The sequence below is a fragment of the Leucobacter sp. PH1c genome, from assembly GCF_000633415.1.
In the GTDB taxonomy this organism is placed as follows: Bacteria; Actinomycetota; Actinomycetes; order Actinomycetales; family Microbacteriaceae; genus Leucobacter.
The window spans coordinates 46,934-70,272 of record NZ_AYMV01000001.1; the positions used below are offsets into that span (position 1 = coordinate 46,934).

Sequence of the window (23,339 nt, forward strand, 5' to 3'; positions counted from 1 at the left end):
CGTGACCAGATTCATCCTTCGGCGGGTGGCGATCAGCATCCTCATGCTGATCGCCACCTCGCTCCTCGTCTTCATCGTCCTCCGGCTCCTGCCGGGCGACCCGGTGATCACTCGTCTCGGCTCCACCCCCGGCGTCGACGCGGAGATGATCGAGCGGCTTCGCGCCGAAGCGGGGCTCGACGCCCCGATCTGGCAGCAGTACCTGAACTGGGTGGGCGGCATGTTCCGCGGCGACTTCGGCCAGTCGTACTTCAACCAGTTCTCCGTGAACGAGCTCATCGCGCAGCGCCTGCCCGCCACGCTCGAGCTCACGCTGATCGCGGTGCTGCTCGCGCTCGTGATCGCCGTCCCCACCGCGGTGTTCGCGTCGCTCAAGCCGCTCGGCTGGCTCGACCGGGTGCTCACCGCGATCTCCACCGCCGGCATGGCGCTCCCGCAGTTCCTCATCGGCATCGTGCTGATCGTGGTCTTCGCGGTGACGCTGCGCTGGCTCCCCGCCCGCGGTTACGTGCCCTTCTCGGAGGATCCCGCGCTCAATATCGTGGGCATGATCCTCCCGTCGATCACGCTCGCGCTCGCCTCCGCGCCGCTCCTCATCCGCTTCCTGCGGGCCTCGATGATCGAGACGCTCGCCGCGCCGTTCATCCGCACGGCGCGCGGCAAGGGCGTCGACCGGGCCGGTGTGGTCGTGGGGCACGCCCTGCGCAACGCGTTGATCCCGGGCCTCACGATGCTCGGCCTGATCGTCGGGTACACGCTCGGCGGCGTCGTCATCATCGAGTACGTGTTCGGCATCCCCGGGCTCGGCTCGCTCGCGATCGACTCAGTGTTCAAGCGCGACTACGCCGTGCTGCAGTCCGTCGTGCTCCTCATCAGTGCGATGTTCATCCTGACGTCGCTGATCGTCGACCTGCTGTACGGGGTCCTGGACCCGCGTCTGCGAGTGGGGAAGAACCGTGGCTAATCTCACCACCCAGAAACTGCTCCTGCCCATCATGCGCCGCGGGGGCGCCCTCCGCCGCACGCCGTGGCAGACCTGGGTCGCCGTCGGCGTGCTCGGCGTCATTGCGATCGCCTGCATCGCCGCCCCGCTCGTGGCCCCCTACGACCCGACCGCGCAGTCCTCCGACCGCTTCGCCGGGATGAGCGCCGCCCACTGGTTCGGCACCGACGAGCTCGGCCGCGACCTGCTGAGCCGCGTGCTCCACGGTGGACAGCTCACTCTCTTCATCGTGCTCGGCGCGACCGCCGTCGCGATGGTCATCGGCACGATCTGGGGTATGGCCGCCGCGTTCCTGCGCGGCTGGCTCGACGAGGTACTCATGCGCCTCGCCGACACGGTCATGGCGATCCCGCAGATGCTCTTCGCGCTCGTGTTCATCTCCGCGTTCGGGGCGACCCCCGTGAAGCTCGCGGTGATCATCGGCGTGCTCCTCACCCCGACGACGGCGCGCCTCGTGCGCTCCTCCGTGCTGGGCGAGATCCAGGCCGACTACTTCACGGCCGCCGTCTCGTACGGCGCCTCGAAGGGCCGCCTCCTCACCCGCGAGGTGCTCCCGAACGTCGCCGGCCCCATCACGGTGCAGGCCGCGATCAATGCGGCCAACGCGCTGCTGCTCGAGGCCTCGATGAGCTTCGTGGGGCTCGGGATCCAGCCGCCCGAGGCGACCTGGGGCACGCTCGTGCAGCAGGGCTACCAGAAGATGTACCAGTCGACGGGCTACGTGCTGTTCCCGGCCATCTTCATCTTCATCACCATCTGGATGCTCAACCTGCTGGCCGACCAGCTGGGCGAGACCGCGCAATCGAAGGGACGGAAGCGATGAGCCGCGCAGCAGCCCCCGACGCACCCGTGCTGACCGTGACCGACCTCACCGTGGGCTACGGGGAGGCGCAGCCCGTGCAGGGCATCAGCTTCGAACTGCGCCGCGGCGCGAAGATCGGCATCGTGGGCGAGTCCGGATCCGGCAAGTCGCTCACGGCGCTGTCGATCATGCGCCTCACCGACGGCGCCACGCTCGGCGGCAGCATCCGCCTCGGCGAGACCGAGCTCACCGAGCTCAGCCAGCGCCAGATGGAGAAGCTGCGCGGCGGCCGCGTCGCGATGGTCTACCAGGACCCGATGAGCTCGCTGAACCCGGTCATGACGATCGGCGCGCAGCTCATCGAGGCGATCCGCCTCCACAGCGCCGTGAGCAAGCGCGCGGCGCACGCGCGCGGGGTCGAACTGCTTACCGAGGTCGGCGTGCCGCTCCCCGAGCAGCGCATGAGCCAGTACCCGCACGAGTTCTCGGGCGGCATGCGCCAGCGGGTGATGATCGCGATGGCGATGTCCGGCAACCCCGAGGTGCTCATCGCCGACGAGCCGACGACCGCGCTCGACGTCACCACGCAGGCGCGCATCATCGACCTCCTCGACCGCCTCGCCGAGGAGCACGGCACGGCCGTGATCCTCATCACGCACGACCTCGGCGTCGCCGCGGGCTTCTGCGAGGAGATCCACGTGATGCGGCACGGCCGCATCATCGAGTCCGCGCCCGCCCCCGAGCTGTACGCGAACCCGCAGCACGACTACTCGCGCTCGCTGCTCGGCGCGGTCGTCGATCTCACCGTCGACGTGAACACGCCCATCCCCACGAGCGCCGACATCCTCGCCGCGGAGGGCGTGGCGCCGCGCCGGCTCGCCGCGCAGGCCGAGGTGGCCGGTCGTGGCGAGGTGCTCGTGAGCGTGCGCAAGCTGCAGAAGACGTTCCACCTGGGCGGCGGCCAGTCGGTCACGGCGATCAACGACGTCTCCTTCGACATCCGCCGCGGCGAGACCTTCGGCCTCGTGGGCGAGTCGGGCAGCGGGAAGTCGACCGTGTCGCGGGCCGTGCTGGCGCTCCAGGACGTCGACGCGGGCACCGTGACGATCGGGGGCCGCGACGTGCACGCGCTCCGCGGGAAGGAGCTGCGCAGCGCGCGGCGCGACATGCAGATGGTCTTCCAGGACCCCTTCTCGGCGCTCAACCGGCGCCAGACGGTCGCGCAGATCGTGGCGTCGCCGCTCGAGGCCCACGGCATCGGATCCCCGCAGGAGCGCCGCGAGAAGGTCGCCGAGACGCTCGAGCTCGTGGGGCTCGGTCAGGGCTTCAACGACCGGCTGCCCGGCACGATGTCCGGCGGGCAGTGCCAGCGCGTGGCGATCGCGCGCTCGCTCGTGCTCGACCCCGAGTTCATGGTGCTCGACGAGTCGGTCTCGGCGCTCGACGTGTCGATCCAGGCGCAGGTGCTCAACCTGCTCCGGGATCTGCAGGCTCGCCTCGGCCTCACGTACCTGTTCATCAGCCATGATCTGGCGGTGATCCGCTACATGTCGAGCACGGTGGCGGTGATGCGCCGCGGCACGATCGTCGAGCAGGCGAGCCGCGACGAGCTGTTCGCGAACCCGCAGCACGCCTACACGCGCTCGCTCATGGCGGCGATCCCCGTCGCCGATCCGACGATCGAGCGCGAGCGCCGCAGGGAGGCTGCGCGACTCGCGGCCGAGCTCCAGGCGGAGGCGGCGGCGTGAGCGCCGAGGTGGGCGCTGGCGTGAGCGCCGAGGTGAGCGCCGGGGTGCAGCCCGGGTCGACGCGGCTGGGGGATCGCCTGCGCGTGCCCCGCACGAGCGCGAGCCTCGGCATCGCGACGCGCGACATCACCCCGCCCGTGGGGATCCGTGCGAAGAACTGGGGCCCGGCCGATTGGGAGCGCGCCGAGGGCGCGCACCGCGAGATGACGCTGACGGCGCTCGCGATCGTCGCGCGTGACGGCGCCACCGCGCCGCGCGTGCTCATCACCGCCGATGGCACCTGGTGGCGTCGCGTGGCCGACGAGTGGGGCGTGCGCGGCCGGGTGCTGGCCGAGCTCGGGCTTCCCGCCGACGCGCTGACGCTCTCGCTCTCGCACACCCACGCCGGGCCCGTGCTGTGCGCGGCCGACGCGCACCTCGACGGCGGCGAGCTGATCCCCGGCTACCTCGACGCGCTCGCCGATGCCGCGATCGCGGCCGCGCGCGAGGCGATCGCGAACGCCGCACCCGGCCGGATCGAGTGGGCGACGGGACGCTGCGGGCTCGCCGCGAACCGCGAGCTCGACGTCGACGGCCGCGCCCTCGTCGGGTACAACCCCGAGGAGACCGCGGACGACACCGTGCTCGTGGGCCGGATCACCGCGGAGGACGGGGACGTGCTCGGCACGATCGTCAACTACGCCTGCCACCCCACGACGCTGTCGTGGCAGAACCGGCTCGTCTCGCCCGACTACGTGGGCGGCATGCGCGCCCTCGTCGCGGAGGCGACGGGCGCCCCCGTGCTCTTCCTGCAGGGGGCCTCGGGCGAGCTCGCGCCCCGTGAGCAGTACACGGGCGACCTCGACGTGGCCGACCGGCACGGGCGCTCGCTGGGGCATGCCGTGCTCGCCGCGCTCGACTCGCTGCCCGTTCCCGGCGCGGAGCTCGCACTCGGCGGCATCGTCGAATCGGGCGCCCCGCTCGCCGTGTGGGCGCCCGCGCCCGCGACGGGCGGCGCGGAGATCGCCGGCGTGACGGCCTCGGCCGAGCTTGAGCTCGTCGATCTCCCGAGCCTCGACGAGCTCGCCGCGAGCTGGGCCGACATCGACCCCCGCAGCCGCGAGGAACGGCTCGGCCGGGCACGCAACCTTCGCGACGGCTACATCGACGGCCCCACCGTGCAGCACCCCGTGTGGGCCTGGCGGCTCGGCGATGCCGTGCTCGTCGCGCACCCCGGCGAGGCCTACTCGCGCCTGCAGACCACGCTCCGCGCCCGCTTCCCGGGCACCCCGATCCTCGTCGCGAACCTCACGAACGGACCCGGCTTCGTGTACCTGCCCACGCAGGACGCGTACGATCGCGGGGCGTACCAGGCCTGGCAGACGCCGCTCCGCGCGGGATCCCTCGACCGGCTCGAGGAGCACGCCGCAGCGCTCGTGGCCGAGCTGCTCGACCGGCCAGCGGGCTAGCCGCCGCGCGCTTCTCGCACCACGGGTTCTCGCATCACCGCACCACCGCACCACCGCATCACCGCATCACCGCACCACCACCTCGAAAGGGCATCATGACGCAGCCGTCCGCTTCTCCCGCACCCCACACCGCCCCGGCGGGCCGCGCGCCCGTGGCGATCGTCACCGGCGGCTCCGGCGGGATCGGCTGGGAGATCGGCCGCCGCCTCGTCGCCGACGGCTACACGGTGATCGCCTGCGACATGGTGCCCGGGCTCACCGCCGAGCCGCTGCCCGCGGAGGACGCCGCCGCAGGGACCCCGGCCGCGGGCCGCCCCACGCTCTGGCGCGAGCTGAACGTCACCGACCACGCCGCCGTCGCGCGCGTTTTCGGCGATATCGCGGCCGAGTTCGGCGGGATCGACGTGCTCGTGAACAACGCGGGGATCCAGCGCCATCGCGGCATCGAGGATCTCAGCTGGGGCGAGTGGGAGGCCGTGGTCAACGTCAACCTGCACGGCGTCTTCAACGCGCTCCAGGCCGCGGGACGGCAGATGCTCGGGCAGGAGGCGGGCGGCCGGATCGTCAACATCTCCTCGGTGTCGGCACGCGGCTCGGCGGGCCGGGCCCCCTACTCGACCACGAAGGCCGCGGTGATCGGACTCACCTCCACGGCGGGAGCCGAGTGGGCCGCGCGCGGCGTGCGCGTCAACGCGGTCGCCCCGGGCTACGTCGACACGGGCGTGTTCCGGCAGGGCGTCGAGGCGGGCACGCTCAGCCTCGACACGATCCTCAGCCGCATCCCCGCGAAGCGCCTCGCTCAGGCGAGCGAGATCGCGAACGCGGTCAGCTTCCTCGTCTCCGACCAGGCCTCCTATATGAACGGCCAGACCCTCTACGTCGACGGCGGATTCATGATCGACTACGGGGTGCCGCTCGCGAAGAAGCCGACGCCGTGAGCGAGACGCCTGCACGCCGCGTGACCGCGGTGCGCACGGCCAACGCCGTGCTGCCGCTGCCTGCCCCGCTGCACCTCGGTGCGATGACGGTCACCCGGCGCGAGTACGCGGGCGTGCGGCTCGAAACGGCCGATGGCCTCGTCGGCTCGGCGTACTGCCTGAGCCGCGAGGCGCCCATGACCGAGATCGTCGACCGCCTCGTCGCGCCGCACGCGCTCGGCTCCGACAGCTCGGAGCCCGAAGCGGTGTGGGAGCGCATGCTCCGCGGATCGGCCATCGTCGGGCGGGTGGGCCTCGTGCGCCGCGCGATCGGGCTCGTCGACATCGCGCTCTGGGACGTCGCGGCGCAGCGCGCCGGCCGCCCCGTGCGCGAGCTGCTCGGCGCCGACGCGCGCCCGCGGGAGACCATGCTCGTCGCCGCCTACCCGACCCCCGAGCGGCCCGTCGCCGAGGTGGTCGCCGAGGTCGTGGAGCAGGCCGCCGAGGGCTGGCCGCTCGTCAAGATCTCGCGGGCGGCCGATCCCGCCTACATGGGTGAGCTGATCCGCGCGCTGAACCGCGCGCTGCCCGCCACCTGCGGGCTCGTCGTCGACGTCGGCTTCGGCTGGCGCGACGCCGACGCGGCCCTCGCCGAGATCCGCGCCTGGGGCGACATCGAGCTCGCCTGGCTCGAGGACCCGCTGCTGCCCGAGGACGTCGCGGGCTGCGCGCGCATCCGCCGGGAGACGGGGCTCACCGTGTCGGTCGGCGACGAGGTGACCGATCCGGCCGTGCTCCGCGCGCTCGTCACGGGCGGCGCCGTCGACGTGCTCAGGATCGACGTCGTCGCCGTGGGCGGGCTCACCCCCGCGCGCGAGCTGCGCGACTGGTGCGCCGAGCGCGGCGTGCCCGTCTCCTGCCACGTGTACCCGGAGATCAGCGTGCACCTGGGCGCGGGCGTCGAGACCTTCAACCGGCGCCCCGAGGGGAACCCCTACGACCCCTCGCCGCTGCTCACGACGGGCGGCCCGACGTTCGCGGGCGGCCGCGCCACGCCGCCGTCGGCCCCCGGGCTCGGCTTTGCCCTCCGCCCCGAGCACTTCGCCTTCGGGGCGTAGGCTCGGCGGCACGCGCCCCGATCCCTCACCCCGATTCCGCAGTTCTGCCCCACCCGCCACCCCTCCACCCAGTCACCAGCCACCCTTGAGGAGCCCCCGATGACCCCCACCACTCCGGCGCGCAGCGCCGTCGTCACCGGCAGCGGCAAGGGCATCGGCCGGGCGGTCGCCGAGCGGCTCACCGCCGACGGCTGGCTCGTCGTCGGCCTCGAGCGGAGCCCCGGATCCGGCACCCTCGAAGCGGGGATCTGCGCCGCAGTGGTGCTCGGCGACTCCCGGGAACGCTCCGCGCACGCCGAGGCTGCGGCCCGCGCCCGTGAGCTCGCGCCGCTCGGCGGCTGGGTGAACAACGCGGGGATCACGAAGACGACGCCCCTGCACCGCCTCGACGAGGCCACGGTGCGCGAGGTGATCGACATCAACGGCCTCGGCACCCTCTGGGGCGCGACGGCCGCCGTCGAGGCCTTCACGGCGCAGCGCTCGGGCGGCTCGATCGTCAACATCGGCTCGGTCCACGGGCGGGCGGCGTTCGCGGATCACGCCGCCTACGAGTTCACGAAGGCCGGGATCGACGCGCTGAGCCGCAGCATCGCCGTCACCTACGGGCCGCTCGGCATCCGGGCGAACACGGTCGCCCCGGGCGGCGTGCGCACCCCGCACCTCGAGGCGCAGATCGCGCGCGCGGCCGATCCCGAGGCGGAGGAGCGCGGGCTCGCCGAGGGGCCGCCGATGCGCCGGATCGCGCGCGCGGAGGAGGTCGCGGCGGTGACCGCGTTCCTGCTCGGCGACGAGGCGCCGTACATCAGCGGCCAGTCGATCGCGGTCGATGGGGCGTGGACGGCGTCGTTCGGGCGCCCGCAGGTCGATCCCGCGCTGCTCGAGGCCTACGGACTGGTGCGGGAGCGCCGCGACGCGTGAGCGCCCGGCAGCGCAGCGCCCGGCAGCGCAGTGCCCGGCAGCGCCGTGCCCCCGGTGTCCGCGGACGCCGGGGGCACTGCGCTTCGCGCCCTACGCCTTCAGCATCGAGGCGCGCGCGATGAGCCCGTCGACGACGTCGAACGTGGCGATCGTCTCGGTCGCGACGCCCGCGTTGATGACGCGCTCCTGCGCGACGACCCAGCGCTCGCCGAACAGCACGGTCGTGTCGATCTCGCAGCGGAGCTCGGGGTTCTCGAGCCGCGGCGCGTAGAAGGCGCGGATGGCCTCGCGGCCGACGATCGGCTCGGGGCCGACGCCGGTGATCACGGCGTCCTTCGCGTAGGTGCCGACGAAGGTGTCGAGGTCGTGGTCGTTGAACGCGTCGACCTGGGCGGTCACCGTGGCGAGCGCGGTCTGGCTGGGGACGGGCATGGCATGCTCCTTCGCAGTCGGGGAAAGTGGGGGAGGCGGGGGCGGGATCGGGCCCCGCGCCGCAACTAGTCGATCCGGACGCCGCCGTTGACGTCGTAGGTGGCCCCCGTGGTGAAGGCCGCCTTGGGGGAGGCGAGCGCCGCGATGATCCAGGCGACGTCCTCGGGCTGGCCGAAGTCGCCGAGCGGGATCGACGCCGTGAGCGCGTCGCGCGCGGGGCCCTGGAGGTGGTTCGTGATCGCGGAGACCACGGGGCCGGGGGTGACGGCGTTGACGCGGATCCCCTCGCCAGCGAGGTGGCGGGCGAAGGAGCGCGTGAGGGCGAGGATCGCGCCCTTGCTCGCGGCGTAGTGCATGCCGGTCTTGAGCGCGCCCTGCTGGCCGGCGATGGACGAGAGGTTCACGACCGCGCGGTCGACGGGCGCCTCGGGGGTGCCCGCGGCGGCGCGCAGCAGGGGGAGTGCGGCGCGCGTGAGCAGGAAGGTGCCGCGCCCGTTCGTCTCCATGACGGCGTCCCACTCGTCGATCGTGATGTCGTCGAAGGCGCGGTAGGGGCACACGCCGCCGTTGTTCACGAGCACGTGGAGCCGGCCCCACGTGGCCTCCACCTCCGCGACGAGGGCGTCGATCGAGGCGGGATCGCGCAGGTCGAGGCGGGAGACGCGGGCCTCGGGGGCGCCCGCGGCGATGCAGGCGTCCGCGGCTTCGCGGGCGGCGGCCTCGCCGCCCGTGTACGTGAGCCAGACGGCGTTCCCGTCGGCGGCGAGTGCGAGCGCGGCGGCGGTGCCGATGCCCGAGCTCGCCCCGGTGATGAGTGCGTATCGGAGAGTCATACTCAGAACGCTATAGCATTTTCGGGCCCGGCGCACCGGAGTGGCGCGTGTTTGCTAGATGCTATAGCATTCGATGCATGAACTCTGATCTCGTACTCCTCACGGACAGCGATCTCCCCGGCACCGCCGCCCGGGACACGCTGGCCGCGGCCGGCCTCCGCGTCGAGGCCGCCCAGACCCGCGATCCCGCGCAGCTCATCGCCGCCGGGCGCGACGCGACGGCGCTCGTCGTGCAGTGGGCCCCCATCACCGCCGAGGTGATGGACGGCATGCCGCGGCTGCGCCTCATCAGCCGGCTCGGGATCGGCGTCGACATGGTGGATCTCGCCGCGGCGACGGAGCGCGGCATCGCCGTCGCGAACACCCCCACCTACTGCGTCGAGGAGGTGGCCACGCACACGATCGCCATGGTGCTCGCGCAGGCCCGCGGTCTCGCCGGCTACGACGCCGCCGTCCGCGCCGGGCGCTGGGCCGCGGTCGACGCGCAGCCCATGTCGATCCGCCCCTCCGCGAGCACCGTCGCCGTGATCGGCTACGGCCGCATCGGCCGCATGGTCGCCGCCTCGCTCACCGCGATCGGCTTCCGCGTGCTCGTCTCGGATCCGTTCCTCGACGCCGCCGCAGCGACCGCGGCGGGCGTCGTCCCCGCCACGCTCGACGAGGCGCTCGCGGGCGCCGACATCGTGACGCTCCACGCGCCGCTCACCGAGGAGACCCGCCACCTCCTCAACGCGCGCAGCATCGCGGGCATGCGCCCCGGCGCGGTCGTGGTGAACACGTGCCGCGGCCCCCTCATCGACGAGGAGGCGCTCGCCGACGCGATCGAGTCCGGTCACCTCGGCGGAGCCGCGCTCGACGTGTTCGCCGCCGAGCCGCTCCCCGCGGACAGCCGCCTGCGCGCGAGCGACCGCGTGCTGCTCACCCCTCACGCCGCCTGGTACTCGCCGGAGGCGCTCGCCGACCTCCCGGTGCACGCTGCGCGCAACGTCGTCGACTTCGTCGCGGGCCGCCCGGTGCCCGCGATTCTCAACCCGGAGGCGCTGACGCGCCGCGAGGAGGTAGGTGCCTGATGGAACTCATGCGACTCGGCCAGCCCGGCCAGGAGCGCCCCGTCGTCCGCGACGGCGAGCGCGTCTACGAGCTGAGCTCCCTGACCGCCGATATCGACGGCGCCTTCCTCGCCGCGGACGGCATCGCGCGGGTCCGCGCCGCCCTCGCCGAGGGCGCGCTGCCCGAGCTCGCCGACTGGCGCTCGTTCCGCGTGGGCGCCCCGATCGCGCGGCCCTCCGCGGTGATCTGCATCGGCATGAACTACGCGGCACACGCCGCCGAGTCCGGGTCGCTGCCGCCCGAGCAGCCCGTCGTCTTCCTGAAGACCCCGAACACCGTCGTCGGTCCGTTCGACGACGTGTTCCTGCCGCCCACCGCCCAGACGGTCGACTGGGAGGTCGAGCTCGCCGTCGTGATCGGGCAGCGCGCACGCTACCTCGCGAGCCCCGCCGAGGCGCGCGCCCACATCGCCGGCTTCACGATCTCGAACGACGTCTCCGAGCGCGACTTCCAGCTCGAGCAGTCGGGCGGCCAGTGGTCGAAGGGCAAGTGCTCGGAGACGTTCAACCCGCTCGGCCCGGCGCTCGTGCCCACCGCGGAGGTGGACTACCAGAACCTCCGCCTCGGCTCGCGCGTGAACGGCGAGACTCGGCAGGACTCCACGACCGCCGACATGATCTTCCCGGTCGACGGGCTCGTGTACCACCTGAGCCAGTACCTCGTGCTTGAGCCGGGCGACGTGATCAACACGGGCACCCCGAAGGGCGTCGCGCTCTCCGGGAACTTCCCCTACCTCGGGGACGGCGACGAGATGACGATGTGGATCGAGGGGCTCGGCGAGCAGACGCAGCGCCTGCGCCCCGCGGTGCTGCCCGCCGCCTGAGCGCGGGCTCCCGGGCCCTGGCCGCCGGCCGTGGGACACTGAACGGGTGAGCAGACCGAGCGCCGATCCGCGGGACCCCGCGCACCCCGAGAGCCCCGGAACTCCCGCGCGCCCCAGAGTTCCCGCGAGCCGCGTGGGGCGCGATACCGTCGCGACCATCGGCATCGTCGTCGCCCTGCTCATCTTCTTCGCGACCGTGCCGCTCTCCGCGCAGGACGGCACCGCGTGGTGGCTCATCACCCTGGCGATCGGCTCCTCGCTGCTCCTCGCGGCAGTGCTCGTGCGCATGTTCATGCGCGGGTCGAATCTGTTCCGGCTCCTCGCGCTCCTCCTCGTGGTGGCGGTCGCGTGCGCGCTCGGCATCTTCACGGTGGCGCGGGAGATGCCCGGGCAGTTCTCGGGCATCGAGACCCGCATCGACGCGCTCTACTTCACGCTCACCACGATGACCACGACCGGCTACGGCGACATCCACGCGGTCGGCCAGTTCGCGCGCGCCCTCGTGTCGCTCATCCTCGTCTTTGATCTCGTCTTCCTCGGCCTGTTCGGCGCGGAGCTCTCGCGGATCGCGCAGCGCACGCTCGTGCGGGTGCGGGGCGGGGGCGCCGATCACTGGCCCGCGGGCGCGTCGGGCGCGGCGGGCGCGGCACCCGAGCGGCGCGCTGAGCGGCGTGCCGAGCCAGCGGAGCCCCGGCCCGCAGCACCCGAGCGGCCGGAGGCCGAGTGACCCCCGGCGAACTTCCCGGACCGCCCTCGCGCGCCGCGCGCCTCCGCGCCACCGCGAAGCCGCTCATCACCGCGATCCTGATGGGCGGCTTCGCCGGGCTCATCGCGATCCTCACGTTCCAGGGGATGATGGCGCTCCAACACCTCGTCTGGGGCGACGAGGCGGCGGGCCCGGCGCGGATCGCCCTCACGATCCTGCTCGGCGGGGCCCTGCTGATCCTGCTCGCGCGCATCGCGCCCACCGAGACTATGGACGAGCTCCTCCGCGACACCGAGCGGCCCTGGCAGCGCTCCCGCCGCACGATCATCGTGACGGCGCTCAGCGCGATCGTCGCCGTCGCGTTCGGCGGAGCGATCGGGCCGGAGGCGGGGCTGCTCGCGGTCGTCGCCCAGTGTTCGGCGATCGTGTCCCGGCTCATCGCCCGCGACGAGGCCGGAGCCCGCGCGATCTCCGAGGCCGGGGCGGCCGGCACGCTCGGCGGGCTCTACGCCTCGCCGCCCGCGGCGGCGGCGCTCGACGGGGATCGCCTCACGCCGAGCCGCTTCGCCTCGCTCGTGGCGGCGGTGTCCGGCTTCGTGGTGTTCCTCTGGGTCGCGCGCAACGTGTTCGGCGGCGAGGGCGTCACCGCCGTCCCGCTGCCCGCGCCGAGCCCGGGCGCCGACTGGCTGCTCGTCATCCCCGTGCTCGCCGGCCTCGCGCTCGGCGTGCTGTTCCGGATCCTGCTCCCCGCCGCTCAGCGGCTCGCAGCCCGGCTGCGCCGCCCCTGGCTCGCGACCGTGGCCGGCACCGTGCTGTTCGCGCTCCTCGCCGCCGCCGTGCCGCTCGTGCGCTTCTCCGGGCACCACGACCTCGGCACCGTGAACGCGCTCGCTGCGGACGATGCCTGGATGCCGCTCGCGCTCGTCGCCGTGGCGAAGCTCGTCGCGCTCGTGCTCTGCCTCGCCTCCGGCTGGCGCGGCGGCGAGATCTTCCCGCTCATCTTCATCGGGGCGGCCGCGGGCGCGGCGTGCGCGGCGCTCCTCCCCGGGCTCGATCCGGCCTCGGCCGTGATGATCGCGATGGCCGCGACGGTTACCGTGGGTTGGCGCCGCCCGCTCGCCGCCTTCCTGCTGCTCGTACTCGTGGTCGACGGCCCGGTGATCGTGCCGCTGCTCGTCGGGATCGGCTGCGGGATCGTGGTGGACAAGCTCTGCTTCCCGCCCCGCGCGGAGCCGGAGGCCCCGGCCGGAGCGGCGCCCGATGCGGCGCCGGGCACGCCGCCGGGCACGCCGCCCGGCACGCCGCCCGGTTCCTCGTCGCGCGCGCGGTGAATCGGCCGCACCCCGGAACCGCCCCCACCCCGCGCCCCATCGCCGCTATGCTCCGAGCATGAGCATGGGTGGCGGAATGGGCGGTGGCCGGGGCTCGCGCGTCTCGGGCGGCGACGCCGCGCGGCAGCGCGAGCTGAACAGCCAGGCGCCGAAGGTGGCGGGCCTCGGCAAGCGGATCGCGGAGCTCTTCCGCCCGTACCGCGGCCCGCTCGCGGTGATCATCGCGCTCGTGATCGTCTCGGCCGCGCTCGCGATCCTGCCGCCGCTCATCACGCAGCGGGTGTTCGACGACGGCTTGTTCCCGGTCGACGGCTCCGGGCCGAACCTCCCGATCCTCACCTGGCTCGTCGTGGCGATGATCGTCGTGTTCGTGGTCTCGTCGGGGCTCGGCATCATCCAGACCTACTTCACCGCGCGCGTGGGCAACCGCGTCATGGGCGACCTGCGCGTCCGGCTGTTCTCCCATCTGCAGCGCATGGAGCTCGGCTTCTTCACCCGCACGAAGACGGGCGTCATCCAGTCCCGCCTGCAGAACGACGTCGGCGGCGTCGCGAACGTTCTCACGAACACGGTGTCGAACATTATCGGCAACACGGTCACGGTGATCGCCGCGGCGGTCGCGATGATCCTGCTCAGCTGGCAGCTCACGATCGTCGCGCTCGTGCTGATGCCCGTCCTGGTCTTCGCACAGCGTCGGGTGGGGCAGGTGCGGGCGCGGATCGCGGGCCGCACCCAGGAATCGCTGTCCGAGATGACGGCGATCACGCAGGAGGCGCTCTCGGTCTCGGGCGTGCTCCTCGCGAAGACCTACTCGCGGCAGCAGGCGGAGACCGAGCGCTACGCCGACGAGAACCGCAACCAGATCGCGCTGCAGGTGCAGCAGACGATGAGCGGGCAGGTGTTCTTCGCGCTCGTGCAGGTGTTCCTGTCGGCGGTGCCGGCGATCGTGTACCTGGTTTCGGGCTGGCTGCTCGCGGAGGCGCAGGGCACGGGCTTCGACCCGGGCATCACGGCGGGCACGATCGTCGCGTTCACGACGGTGCAGTCGCGGCTGCTCTTCCCGCTCATGGCGCTCATGCGGATCGCGCTCGACCTGCAGACCTCGAGCGCGCTGTTCGCGCGCATCTTCGAGTACCTGGATCTCGCCCCGGCGATCGTCGACGCCCCCGATGCGGCGCAGCCCTCGGACGCTGCGGGGCGGGCGGGCCGGATCGAGTTCGCCGACGTGACGTTCCGCTACCCGGACGCGGGGCCGGAGGACCGCCCCACGCTCGACGGCATCTCGTTCACCGTGGCGCCGGGCGAGTTCGTGGCGTTCGTCGGCGCATCGGGCTCGGGCAAGACGACGATCGGGAACCTGATCCCGCGCCTGTACGACGCCTCCTCGGGCACCGTGAGCTACGGGGGCGACGACGTGCGCAGTCTCGCGCAGGAGGCCCTCATGGACCGGATCGGCGTGGTCACCCAGGAGCCGTACCTGTTCCACGCGTCGATCGCGGCGAACCTGCGCTACGCGAAGCCGGACGCGAGCCAGGAGGAGCTCGAGCGGGCGGCGCGGCTCGCGAACATCCACGACACGATCGCGGGCTTCGCCGAGGGCTACGACACGATCGTCGGCGAGCGCGGCTACCGCCTCTCGGGCGGCGAGAAGCAGCGGATCGCGATCGCGCGCGTGCTGCTCAAGAACCCCCGCGTGCTCGTGCTCGACGAGGCGACGAGCGCGCTCGACACCGTGAACGAGCGGGTTGTGCAGCACGCGCTCGAGGACGCGCGGAGCGGGCGCACGACGATCGCGATCGCGCACCGGCTTTCGACCGTGGTCGACGCGGACCGGATCTACGTCGTCGGGGCCGGGCGGATCCTCGAGGCGGGCACGCACGAGGAACTGCTCGCAAGCGCCGGCGCGTACGCGGAGCTCTACTCGCAGCAGCAGTAGGGCGCGGCCGCCGCGGAGTAGGATCTTCCCGTGCGTCCGATCACCCAGTCCCGCAAGCTCGCCGGTGTGCGCTACGACGTGCGGGGCCCGATCCTGCAGGAGGCCGAGCGCCTCGAGCGCGCGGGGCAGCAGATCCTGAAGCTCAACATCGGCAACCCGGCGCCGTTCGGCTTCGCGGCGCCGCCCGAGATCGTCGAGGCGGTCGAGCGCGCGCTGCCGATCGCGCAGGGGTACACCGACTCGCGGGGGATCCTCCCCGCGCGCGAGGCCGTCGCCGCCGCCTACACGGCCGCGGGGGTGCCCGGGGTCGGGCCGGACGACGTGCTGATCGGCAACGGCGTGAGCGAGCTCATCTCGCTCGTGCTGCAGGCACTCGTCGACACGGGCGACGAGATCCTCGTCCCGGCACCCGACTACCCCCTGTGGACGGCGCAGGTGACGCTCGCGGGCGGCCGCGCGGTGCACTACCCGTGCGCCGAGGAGCAGGGCTGGCTGCCGGATCTCGCCGCTGTCGAGGCCCTGATCACTCCCGCGACCCGGGGCATCGTGCTGATCAACCCGAACAACCCGACGGGCGCGGTGTACCCGCCCGAACTCGTGCGCGGCTTCGCGGCGCTCGCCGAGCGGCACGGCGTCGTGCTCATGGCGGACGAGATCTACGACCGCATCCTGTACGACGGCGCGCGGCACGAGCACGCGGCGCGGCACGTGGCGGACACCCTGTGCCTCACCTTCGGCGGCCTGTCGAAGGTGCAGCGCGTGGCGGGATACCGCGCGGGCTGGCTCGTCGCCTCCGGGAACCGGGCGCGGGCGCGCGACTTCCTGGAGGGGCTCACCCTCCTCGCCAACATGCGGATGTGCGCGAATGCGCCGGCTCAGCACGCGATCCCGGTGGCGCTCGCGCCCGGGGGCGACGGCTCGGGGATCGCGGAGCTCTGCGCGCCGGGCGGACGGCTGCGCGAGCAGCGCGACACCGCGCACGGGCTGCTCACCGAGATCCCGGGCGTGAGCTGCGTGCTGCCGGGCGGCGCGATGTACCTCTTCCCGCGGCTCGACCCCGAGCGCTTCCCGATCGAGGACGATCAGGCCTTCGTGATCGAGCTGCTGCGCGCCACGCGCGTGCTCGTGACGAACGGGCGGGGCTTCAACCTCCCGACGCCCGATCACCTGCGCTTCGTCACGCTGCCGAGCGTCCCCGTGCTGACGGAGGCGATCGGGCGGATCGCGGAGCACCTCGCCGAGATCCGGCGGGACTGAGCGTGGAGCGGACGGAGCGCGCGTGAGCATCAGGATTCTGGCGGTCGGGAAGAAGCACGAGGCCTGGGTGACCGAGGGGATCGGGCGCTACGAGCAGCGCCTGCGCAAGCCCTTCGACACGGCGTGGCAGCTGCTGCCGCACTCCGCGCGCGACGGCGAGGCCGCGCGGGCGGAGGAATCGGAGCGGATCCTCGCGAAGCTCGACCGCGACGCCTTCGTGGTGCTCCTCGATGAGCGCGGGCGCAACGTCGATTCGCCCGAGCTCGCGCGGCGGGTGCGCGCGGAGCTCGACGCGGGACGGCAGATCGTCGTGGTGATCGGCGGCGCCTACGGGGTGTCCGACGCCGTGCGGCAGCGCGCGAACTTCGTGTGGAGCCTGTCCGCTCTCGTCTTCCCGCATCAGCTCGTGCGGCTCATCCTCGTGGAGCAGCTCTACCGCGCCCAGGAGATCTCCGCGGGGCGGTCCTACCACCACGTCTGAGCCTCGGCCACAGTGTCGGAGGCCGCCGGTATCCTCCCCGCATGAACCCCTTCCGGCTCTCGACTCGGCGGCGGCCCCCGGCCGCGCGGGCGCGCTCAGCTCGGCCCGGTGCCGGCGCTGCGCCGCGCGCCGCGGCCCCGGTGCCGCCGCCCGGCGTGGTTGTGCCCTGGCGGGTCACGGAGCGCTCGCCCTCGGGGGTGATCGAGGTGGCCCACGTCGGCCACGCGCCGCTCACCTCCGTCCGCTTCGCGCTCGCGGGCCGCGGGATGCTGGGGCTCTCCCTCCCGCAGACGGTCCACCCGGGGGAGCGCGTGCGCGTGGTGCTGCGGGGCGTCCACGCCGAGGCGGCCGCGCAGGCCCCCGACGGGATGCTGGTGCTGCGCTGGTTCCAGGCGGACGGAACGGAGCTGCTGTGGCCGATCGCGCTGTGAGGGGGCGCCGCAGAGGCCCCGCAGAGGAAGCTCCGAGCTCCGGAGCGCGGTGCGCTGGGCGCGCCCACGGGGCTCCTCTGGGGGCGCTCGCGCGACACGCCGAGGGAGGGGTGTGCGGCAAATTCTTCCGGGCCCGCTCACCCTGTGGATAACCCCCCGAAAGGGGCGGAACTGCGCCGAAAGTTCTCCCCAAGCAAGTGGCGTTTCTGGTGGATAGACCGTGAATAACTACATTGATGTAACTACATCATGTTGTGGTTGGCCGAGGTGTGGTTCACTAGATGTAGTGCCTCGGGGTGAGGCGCGAGGTTGTTCGAGAAGGGCGTGAAATGGCCATTACGGTATACACCAAGCCGTCGTGCGTGCAGTGCACCGCGACGTACCGGGCGCTCGACAGCAAGGGGATCGAGTACAACGTGCTCGACCTCTCGCAGGACGAAGCGGCACTCGAGACGGTGAAGGAGCTCGGGTACCTGCAGGCGCCCGTTGTGGTGACCGATGAGGAGCACTGGTCCGGCTTCCGTCCCGACAAGATTTCGGAGCTCGCCAGCCGCCTCGCCGACTGATCCCGAGCCCCACGCAGCGCCCCGTGCGAGCGGAGTCCCGTGCTTCGCTGGTCGGGGCGCTTCGGTAGCGTGAACTCAGTCGGGGATGAGAGGTGAAGGCCGTGGCTGATCTGGTCTACTTCTCGAGCGTCTCGGGGTACACCCACCGATTCGTCGAGAAACTTGGACGGCCGGCGCATCGCATCCCGCTCTACGCGCACGATGAGCCGCTCGTCGTCACGGAGCCGTTCGTGCTCCTCCTGCCCACCTACGGCGGGGGCCCCGAGACTCGGGCCGTCCCGAAGCAGGTCATCCGGTTTCTCAACGATGAGCGCAACCGGACGTTGATCCGAGGCGTGATCGCCTCGGGCAACACCAATTTCGGCGAGGCGTACGGCCTCGCAGGGGACATCGTGGCGCGGAAGTGCCACGTACCGGTCCTCTACCGATTCGAACTCTTTGGCACCCCGGACGACGTGCGCGTCGTCCACGATGGATTGGAACAGTTTTGGAAGCAACAGTGATGGAGCCCGGGCTCGCGTCGTCGAAGATCAGCGACATGGATTACCACTCGCTGAACGCGATGCTGAACCTGTACGACGCCGACGGCAAGATCCAGTTCGACAAGGATCGCGAGGCCGCGCGCCAGTACTTCCTGCAGCACGTCAACCAGAACACGGTGTTCTTCCACAACTTCGAGGAGCGCCTGCGCTACCTCATCGACAACGACTACTACGAGAAGGAACTGCTCGATCAGTACGACGCGAAGTTCGTCGAGCGGCTGACCGACGAGGCGTACGCGATGAAGTTCCGCTTCCCCGCGTTCCTCGGCGCCTTCAAGTTCTTCACCTCCTACGCGCTCAAGACGTTCGATGGCAAGCGCTACCTCGAGCGCTTCGAGGACCGCGTCGTCATGGTCGCCCTCGGCCTCGCCCGCGGCGACGAGGAGCTCGCACGCGGCTTCATGCGCGAGATGATCTCGGGCCGCTTCCAGCCGGCCACCCCCACCTTCCTGAACCTCGGCAAGGCGCAGCGCGGCGAGCTCGTCTCCTGCTTCCTCCTCCGCGTCGAGGACAACATGGAGTCGATCTCGCGCGGCATCAACTCCTCGCTGCAGCTCTCGAAGCGCGGCGGCGGCGTGGCGCTCTCGCTCTCGAACATCCGCGAGGCCGGCGCCCCGATCAAGAAGATCGAGAACCAGTCCTCCGGCATCATCCCCGTGATGAAGCTGCTCGAAGACAGCTTCAGCTACGCGAACCAGCTCGGCGCGCGTCAGGGCGCGGGCGCGGTGTACCTCAACGCGCACCACCCCGACATCATGAAGTTCCTCGACACGAAGCGCGAGAACGCGGACGAGAAGATCCGCATCAAGACGCTCTCGCTCGGCGTTGTCGTGCCCGACATCACCTTCGAGCTGGCGAAGAAGAACGAGGACATGTACCTCTTCTCGCCCTACGACGTCGAGCGCGTCTACGGTGTGCCCTTCGGCGACATCTCGGTCACCGAGAAGTACGCCGAGATGGTCGCGGATGCGCGCATCAAGAAGACGAAGATCAGCGCCCGCCAGTTCTTCCAGACGGTCGCCGAGCTGCAGTTCGAGTCGGGCTACCCCTACATCGTGTTCGAGGACACGGTGAACGCGGCGAACCCGATCAAGGGCCGCATCAACATGTCGAACCTGTGCTCCGAGATCCTCCAGGTCAACACCCCGACCACCTACAACGAGGACCTCAGCTACGACCAGATCGGCAAGGACATCTCCTGCAACCTCGGGTCGATGAACATCGCCATGGCGATGGACGGCGGCGACCTCGCCGGCACCGTCGACCTCGCGATCCGCTCGCTCACCGCGGTGAGCGACATGAGCTCGATCACGTCGGTGCGCTCGATCGAGGACGGCAACGCGCAGTCGCACGCGATCGGCCTGGGTCAGATGAACCTCCACGGCTACCTGGCGCGCGAGCACGTGCACTACGGCTCCGAAGAGGGCATCGACTTCACGAACATCTACTTCTACACGGTGCTGTTCCACGCGCTCTCCGCGTCGAACAAGATCGCGATCGAGCGCGGCGAGGTGTTCGGCGGCTTCGCCGACTCGAAGTACGCCTCGGGCGAGTTCTTCGACAAGTACACGGACGCCGCATGGGAGCCGGAGACGGCCCGCGTGCGCGAGCTGTTCGAGAACGCCGGCATCGCGATCCCCACGCAGGAGGACTGGCGCACGCTCAAGGCGTCCGTCATGGAGCACGGGATCTACAACCAGAACCTGCAGGCCGTGCCGCCCACCGGCTCGATCTCCTACATCAACAACTCGACGAGCTCGATCCACCCGATCGCGTCGAAGGTGGAGATCCGCAAGGAGGGCAAGCTCGGGCGCGTGTACTACCCGGCCCCGTTCATGACGAACGAGAACCTCGAGTACTACACCGACGCGTACGAGATCGGCGCTGAGAAGATCATCGACACCTACGCCGCGGCCACGCAGCACGTCGACCAGGGGCTGTCGCTCACGCTGTTCTTCAAGGACACCGCCACCACGCGCGACATCAACAAGGCGCAGATCTACGCATGGCGCAAGGGGATCAAGACGATCTACTACATCCGCCTGCGCCAGCTCGCACTCGAGGGCACCGACATGACCGAGTGCGTGAGCTGCATGCTCTAACCTGCCACTGAGACGACTACCACTGACGGAGAAAGACGCAAGGGACGCGATGAACTTCAAGTTGGGGCACGCCGTGCAGGCGATCAACTGGAACCGGATCGAGGACGACAAGGACCTCGAGGTCTGGAACCGCCTCGTCAACAACTTCTGGCTGCCCGAGAAGGTGCCGCTGTCGAACGACGTGCAGTCGTGGGCGACCCTCACGGAGGACGAGAAGCTCCTCACGATGCGGGTGTTCACGGGCCTCACGCTGCTCGACACCATCCAGGGCACCGTGGGCGCGGTTTCGCTGATCCCCGATGCGATCACCCCGCACGAGGAGGCCGTCTACACGAACATCGCGTTCATGGAGTCGGTGCACGCGAAGAGCTACTCGTCGATCTTCTCGACGCTGTGCTCCACGCAGGAGATCGACGACGCCTTCCGCTGGTCCACGGAGAACGTGAACCTGCAGAAGAAGGCCCAGATCATCGTCGACTACTACGAGGGCGACGACCCGCTGAAGCGGAAGATCGCCTCGACGCTGCTCGAGTCGTTCCTCTTCTACTCCGGCTTCTACCTGCCCATGTACTGGTCGGCGCACGCCAAGCTCACGAACACGGCGGACCTCATCCGCCTCATCATCCGTGACGAGGCCGTGCACGGCTACTACATCGGCTACAAGTTCCAGAAGGGCCTCGAGAACGAGACCGAGGAGCGCCGCCAGGAGCTGAAGGACTACACCTTCTCGCTCATGTACGAGCTCTACGAGAACGAGGTGAAGTACACGCAGGATCTCTACGATCCCGTCGGCCTCACCGAGGACGTGAAGAAGTTCCTCCACTACAACGCCAACAAGGCGCTCATGAACCTCGGCTACGAGCCGATGTTCCCCAAGGAGATGACCGACGTCAACCCGGCGATCCTGTCGTCGCTCTCGCCGAACGCGGACGAGAACCACGACTTCTTCTCGGGATCGGGATCCTCCTACGTCATCGGCAAGGCGGAGGCCACCGAGGACGAGGACTGGGACTTCTAGCCCGGAGCTGCTCCGGCCCGCACTCGCGGGCGCACGAGGCCCGGAACCGCGCGAGCGATTCCGGGCCTCGTGCTGTGCACGACGCTAGTGCTCTCCGGTGCCGTCGGCTGCGGGCATCTTCGGGAAGCGCTCTCCGACACGACGATGCACCTCCGTGGTGCCCCCGTTGATCACTCCGGCGGGGCCGGCTGCGCGCTCGAAGACCCCTACGAATCGGTATCCGATTTCCCGCGTGACGGGGTTCCTGACCTGTGCGAATGTGAGGCTCTTGGTGACGCGATCCGGCGAGATCTCTTCGACGGCGCCGCCGTCGCCCCTGTGGGTGTAAATCGTCCGGCCGTCGCTCGCGAGCGAGTTCTGCCAGTGGAACGAATCGCTCACCGTTCCGACGAGCTTCGGGCACCAGATCCGGTACGTGGAGTAGTCGCGGTCCGTGCCTCGCGTCCCGGCGAGGCCAGCGGGCGTAAACCAGGAGCGCTGGATCCCGCGATAGCTGCAGCCCAGCAGCACGTTGCAGATCTCGGCAATCGTGGCGAAGCTCACCCCGTCCCCGACGGTGAACTCATCCCGTCCGGCGTAGAAGGCGTTCGGGTCGTTCGCGATATCGAGATCGTCCCACATGACGAAGTCTGCCGTTGCTGTCCTGCGTGTGATTTCGGCCACGTGCGCGTCGATGGTGGCATCGATCTGCGCGACGGTGACCGCCTCGGGCGAGCGGCCCGCGTTCGAAGTCTCCGCGTCCGCGGGAGCGGGCACCGGGACGCGGAGGAACTCGCACTCATTGGCCTGAATGGCGGTCAGAGTGGTGAAGAGATCCGGGTGTTCGACCGGGCGCAGCTCGGTGATGATGCTGGCCTGCCGCTGGGCGTCGGCGAGCTGGTTGTGCTCGTGAAAACGTTCGTCGCACTCGATCGCGAGATTCAGCTGTGGGAAGTAGAGGTCGATGTAGAACTGGCGACCGTCTTCGGTTCGAACGGACTGCTGGCTCACCGGTTTGAGCTGTCCGCGTACCTCGGGGCTGAGCCGGTGCCAGATCGCATTGATGACGTAGTTCTCGTAGTCCTTGCGTCGCGTGCGTGACAGCGTTCGTGAGAGGTATTCCAGCCGATCGATCATCCCTCAAGTATGCAGGAATTACATTGCTTATTGATAGGTAGCACACGCGGCCCGTCACGATGGCTGCGGAAGCGGGCTCCCCTCATGTCCCGGCGCTCGCTCACCCGGGCGTGCTGCACGGTCAGTGGGGTGTCGAGCCCCCGGCATCCGCCCGGAGATGGGCGCGGAGCGCGGCCGCGATCTCGCCCGCGTGCCGAGACTGCTCGGGGGTGAGCGCGTCGACGAAGAGCTCCTTAACCGCGTGGAGGTGCCGGGCCGAGGCCGCGCGGAAGGCGCTGAGCCCGGTCTCGGTGATCGTCACGTACACCCCGCCGCGTCCACTGCTCGTCGAGGCCGCGCCGCCGGGTCCGCGGTGCACCAGGCCCCGCCGCTCCATGCGCCCCACGTGGTGCGAGAGGCGGCTGCGCTCCCACTCGACGAGGTCGGCGAGCTCGGAGGAGCGCAGCGTGTGGCCCTCGGCCTCGCTCAGCGCGAGCAGCACGCGGTAGTCACCGAGGGAGAGCGCGGATTCCGCCGCGAGCCGGCGGTCCATGCGGCTGCGCAGGATCTCAGCAGACTCGATGAAGTCTCGCCAGACGAGCAGCTGCTGGGCGTCCGGCGAGTGGCGTCCCGGGAACTCGGTCATGGCGTGCCTCCTCGCATGGTTGACGTGTCAACACTAGCAGCGGCTATGATTGATGTATCAACTCGGAGGCGAGCAG

Annotated in this window: 23 protein-coding genes; 19 read left to right on the forward strand and 4 right to left on the reverse strand. The window is 70.9% G+C overall.

Annotated elements, in window-relative coordinates; genetic code table 11:
* The first annotated feature begins 1 nt into the window (after position 1).
* From U874_RS0100210 to U874_RS0100240, 7 genes are all read left to right on the forward strand, one after another.
* Positions 2 to 964: an ABC transporter permease gene (locus U874_RS0100210; RefSeq protein ID WP_025132534.1), complete on the forward strand. Its 963-nt coding sequence runs from the start codon at positions 2 to 4 to the stop codon at positions 962 to 964.
* Positions 957 to 1,826 (forward strand): ABC transporter permease, encoded by an 870-nt coding sequence (locus tag U874_RS0100215; RefSeq protein ID WP_025132535.1) that lies wholly within the window; start codon positions 957 to 959, stop codon positions 1,824 to 1,826. Before U874_RS0100210 ends, U874_RS0100215 begins: the two co-directional genes overlap by 8 nt.
* Positions 1,823 to 3,553, forward strand: coding sequence for an ABC transporter ATP-binding protein (locus tag U874_RS0100220; protein WP_025132536.1), 1,731 nt, complete (start codon positions 1,823 to 1,825; stop codon positions 3,551 to 3,553). Before U874_RS0100215 ends, U874_RS0100220 begins: the two co-directional genes overlap by 4 nt.
* Positions 3,550 to 5,001: a hypothetical protein gene (locus U874_RS0100225; RefSeq protein ID WP_025132537.1), complete on the forward strand. Its 1,452-nt coding sequence runs from the start codon at positions 3,550 to 3,552 to the stop codon at positions 4,999 to 5,001. Before U874_RS0100220 ends, U874_RS0100225 begins: the two co-directional genes overlap by 4 nt.
* Positions 5,002 to 5,096: 95 nt before the next feature.
* Complete coding sequence (locus U874_RS0100230) at positions 5,097 to 5,939, forward strand: SDR family NAD(P)-dependent oxidoreductase (RefSeq protein ID WP_051582725.1); 843 nt, start codon at positions 5,097 to 5,099, stop codon at positions 5,937 to 5,939.
* Positions 5,936 to 7,036 (forward strand): mandelate racemase/muconate lactonizing enzyme family protein, encoded by a 1,101-nt coding sequence (locus U874_RS0100235; protein WP_025132539.1) that lies wholly within the window; start codon positions 5,936 to 5,938, stop codon positions 7,034 to 7,036. The genes U874_RS0100230 and U874_RS0100235 overlap by 4 nt, the downstream gene beginning before the upstream one ends.
* A gap of 99 nt (positions 7,037 to 7,135) precedes the next feature.
* Complete coding sequence (locus U874_RS0100240; RefSeq protein ID WP_025132540.1) at positions 7,136 to 7,954, forward strand: SDR family NAD(P)-dependent oxidoreductase; 819 nt, start codon at positions 7,136 to 7,138, stop codon at positions 7,952 to 7,954.
* Positions 7,955 to 8,044: 90 nt separating this feature from the next.
* On the opposite strand, the gene U874_RS0100245 is transcribed toward U874_RS0100240, so the two are convergent.
* Both U874_RS0100245 and U874_RS0100250 read right to left on the reverse strand, forming a co-directional pair.
* Positions 8,045 to 8,386: a nuclear transport factor 2 family protein gene (locus U874_RS0100245; protein ID WP_025132541.1), complete on the reverse strand. Its 342-nt coding sequence runs from the start codon at positions 8,384 to 8,386 to the stop codon at positions 8,045 to 8,047.
* 65 nt (positions 8,387 to 8,451) lie between these two features.
* A complete protein-coding gene (locus tag U874_RS0100250; RefSeq protein WP_025132542.1) occupies positions 8,452 to 9,219 on the reverse strand; it encodes an SDR family NAD(P)-dependent oxidoreductase in 768 nt (255 codons plus the stop codon).
* 77 nt (positions 9,220 to 9,296) lie between these two features.
* Between U874_RS0100250 and U874_RS0100255 the strand changes: the two genes are divergently transcribed.
* The 12 genes from U874_RS0100255 (at position 9,297) to nrdF (ending at position 21,522) form a co-directional block, all read left to right on the forward strand.
* On the forward strand, positions 9,297 to 10,289 hold the full coding sequence (locus U874_RS0100255) for a C-terminal binding protein (RefSeq protein ID WP_025132543.1): 993 nt from the start codon (positions 9,297 to 9,299) through the stop codon (positions 10,287 to 10,289).
* On the forward strand, positions 10,289 to 11,152 hold the full coding sequence (locus U874_RS0100260; protein WP_025132544.1) for a fumarylacetoacetate hydrolase family protein: 864 nt from the start codon (positions 10,289 to 10,291) through the stop codon (positions 11,150 to 11,152). The genes U874_RS0100255 and U874_RS0100260 overlap by 1 nt, the downstream gene beginning before the upstream one ends.
* Positions 11,153 to 11,198: 46 nt before the next feature.
* Positions 11,199 to 11,879, forward strand: coding sequence for a two pore domain potassium channel family protein (locus U874_RS15600; RefSeq protein ID WP_198525794.1), 681 nt, complete (start codon positions 11,199 to 11,201; stop codon positions 11,877 to 11,879).
* On the forward strand, positions 11,876 to 13,189 hold the full coding sequence (locus U874_RS0100270; protein WP_025132546.1) for a chloride channel protein: 1,314 nt from the start codon (positions 11,876 to 11,878) through the stop codon (positions 13,187 to 13,189). Before U874_RS15600 ends, U874_RS0100270 begins: the two co-directional genes overlap by 4 nt.
* A gap of 64 nt (positions 13,190 to 13,253) precedes the next feature.
* The gene (locus U874_RS0100275) at positions 13,254 to 15,125 is read left to right on the forward strand and encodes an ABC transporter ATP-binding protein (RefSeq protein WP_025132547.1); all 1,872 of its coding nucleotides are present in this window, start codon (positions 13,254 to 13,256) and stop codon (positions 15,123 to 15,125) included.
* A gap of 30 nt (positions 15,126 to 15,155) precedes the next feature.
* Positions 15,156 to 16,382: a pyridoxal phosphate-dependent aminotransferase gene (locus U874_RS0100280; protein WP_025132548.1), complete on the forward strand. Its 1,227-nt coding sequence runs from the start codon at positions 15,156 to 15,158 to the stop codon at positions 16,380 to 16,382.
* 22 nt (positions 16,383 to 16,404) lie between these two features.
* Complete coding sequence (locus tag U874_RS0100285; protein ID WP_025132549.1) at positions 16,405 to 16,863, forward strand: 23S rRNA (pseudouridine(1915)-N(3))-methyltransferase RlmH; 459 nt, start codon at positions 16,405 to 16,407, stop codon at positions 16,861 to 16,863.
* A 41-nt stretch (positions 16,864 to 16,904) separates the two neighbouring features.
* Positions 16,905 to 17,294, forward strand: a complete 390-nt coding sequence (locus U874_RS15445) for a hypothetical protein (protein WP_157834191.1) — start codon at positions 16,905 to 16,907, stop codon at positions 17,292 to 17,294.
* Positions 17,295 to 17,623: 329 nt separating this feature from the next.
* Complete coding sequence (nrdH, locus tag U874_RS0100295) at positions 17,624 to 17,860, forward strand: glutaredoxin-like protein NrdH (protein WP_025132551.1); 237 nt, start codon at positions 17,624 to 17,626, stop codon at positions 17,858 to 17,860.
* 101 nt (positions 17,861 to 17,961) lie between these two features.
* Positions 17,962 to 18,363 (forward strand): class Ib ribonucleoside-diphosphate reductase assembly flavoprotein NrdI, encoded by a 402-nt coding sequence (gene nrdI / locus U874_RS0100300; RefSeq protein ID WP_025132552.1) that lies wholly within the window; start codon positions 17,962 to 17,964, stop codon positions 18,361 to 18,363.
* The gene (gene nrdE / locus U874_RS0100305; RefSeq protein ID WP_025132553.1) at positions 18,363 to 20,504 is read left to right on the forward strand and encodes a class 1b ribonucleoside-diphosphate reductase subunit alpha; all 2,142 of its coding nucleotides are present in this window, start codon (positions 18,363 to 18,365) and stop codon (positions 20,502 to 20,504) included. The genes nrdI and nrdE overlap by 1 nt, the downstream gene beginning before the upstream one ends.
* Positions 20,505 to 20,553: 49 nt before the next feature.
* Positions 20,554 to 21,522, forward strand: a complete 969-nt coding sequence (nrdF, locus tag U874_RS0100310) for a class 1b ribonucleoside-diphosphate reductase subunit beta (protein ID WP_025132554.1) — start codon at positions 20,554 to 20,556, stop codon at positions 21,520 to 21,522.
* A gap of 84 nt (positions 21,523 to 21,606) precedes the next feature.
* On the opposite strand, the gene U874_RS0100315 is transcribed toward nrdF, so the two are convergent.
* Both U874_RS0100315 and U874_RS0100320 read right to left on the reverse strand, forming a co-directional pair.
* Positions 21,607 to 22,638, reverse strand: a complete 1,032-nt coding sequence (locus U874_RS0100315) for an AbaSI family restriction endonuclease (protein ID WP_025132555.1) — start codon at positions 22,636 to 22,638, stop codon at positions 21,607 to 21,609.
* A 121-nt stretch (positions 22,639 to 22,759) separates the two neighbouring features.
* Positions 22,760 to 23,263: a MarR family winged helix-turn-helix transcriptional regulator gene (locus U874_RS0100320; RefSeq protein ID WP_025132556.1), complete on the reverse strand. Its 504-nt coding sequence runs from the start codon at positions 23,261 to 23,263 to the stop codon at positions 22,760 to 22,762.
* Positions 23,264 to 23,339 lie beyond the last annotated feature (76 nt).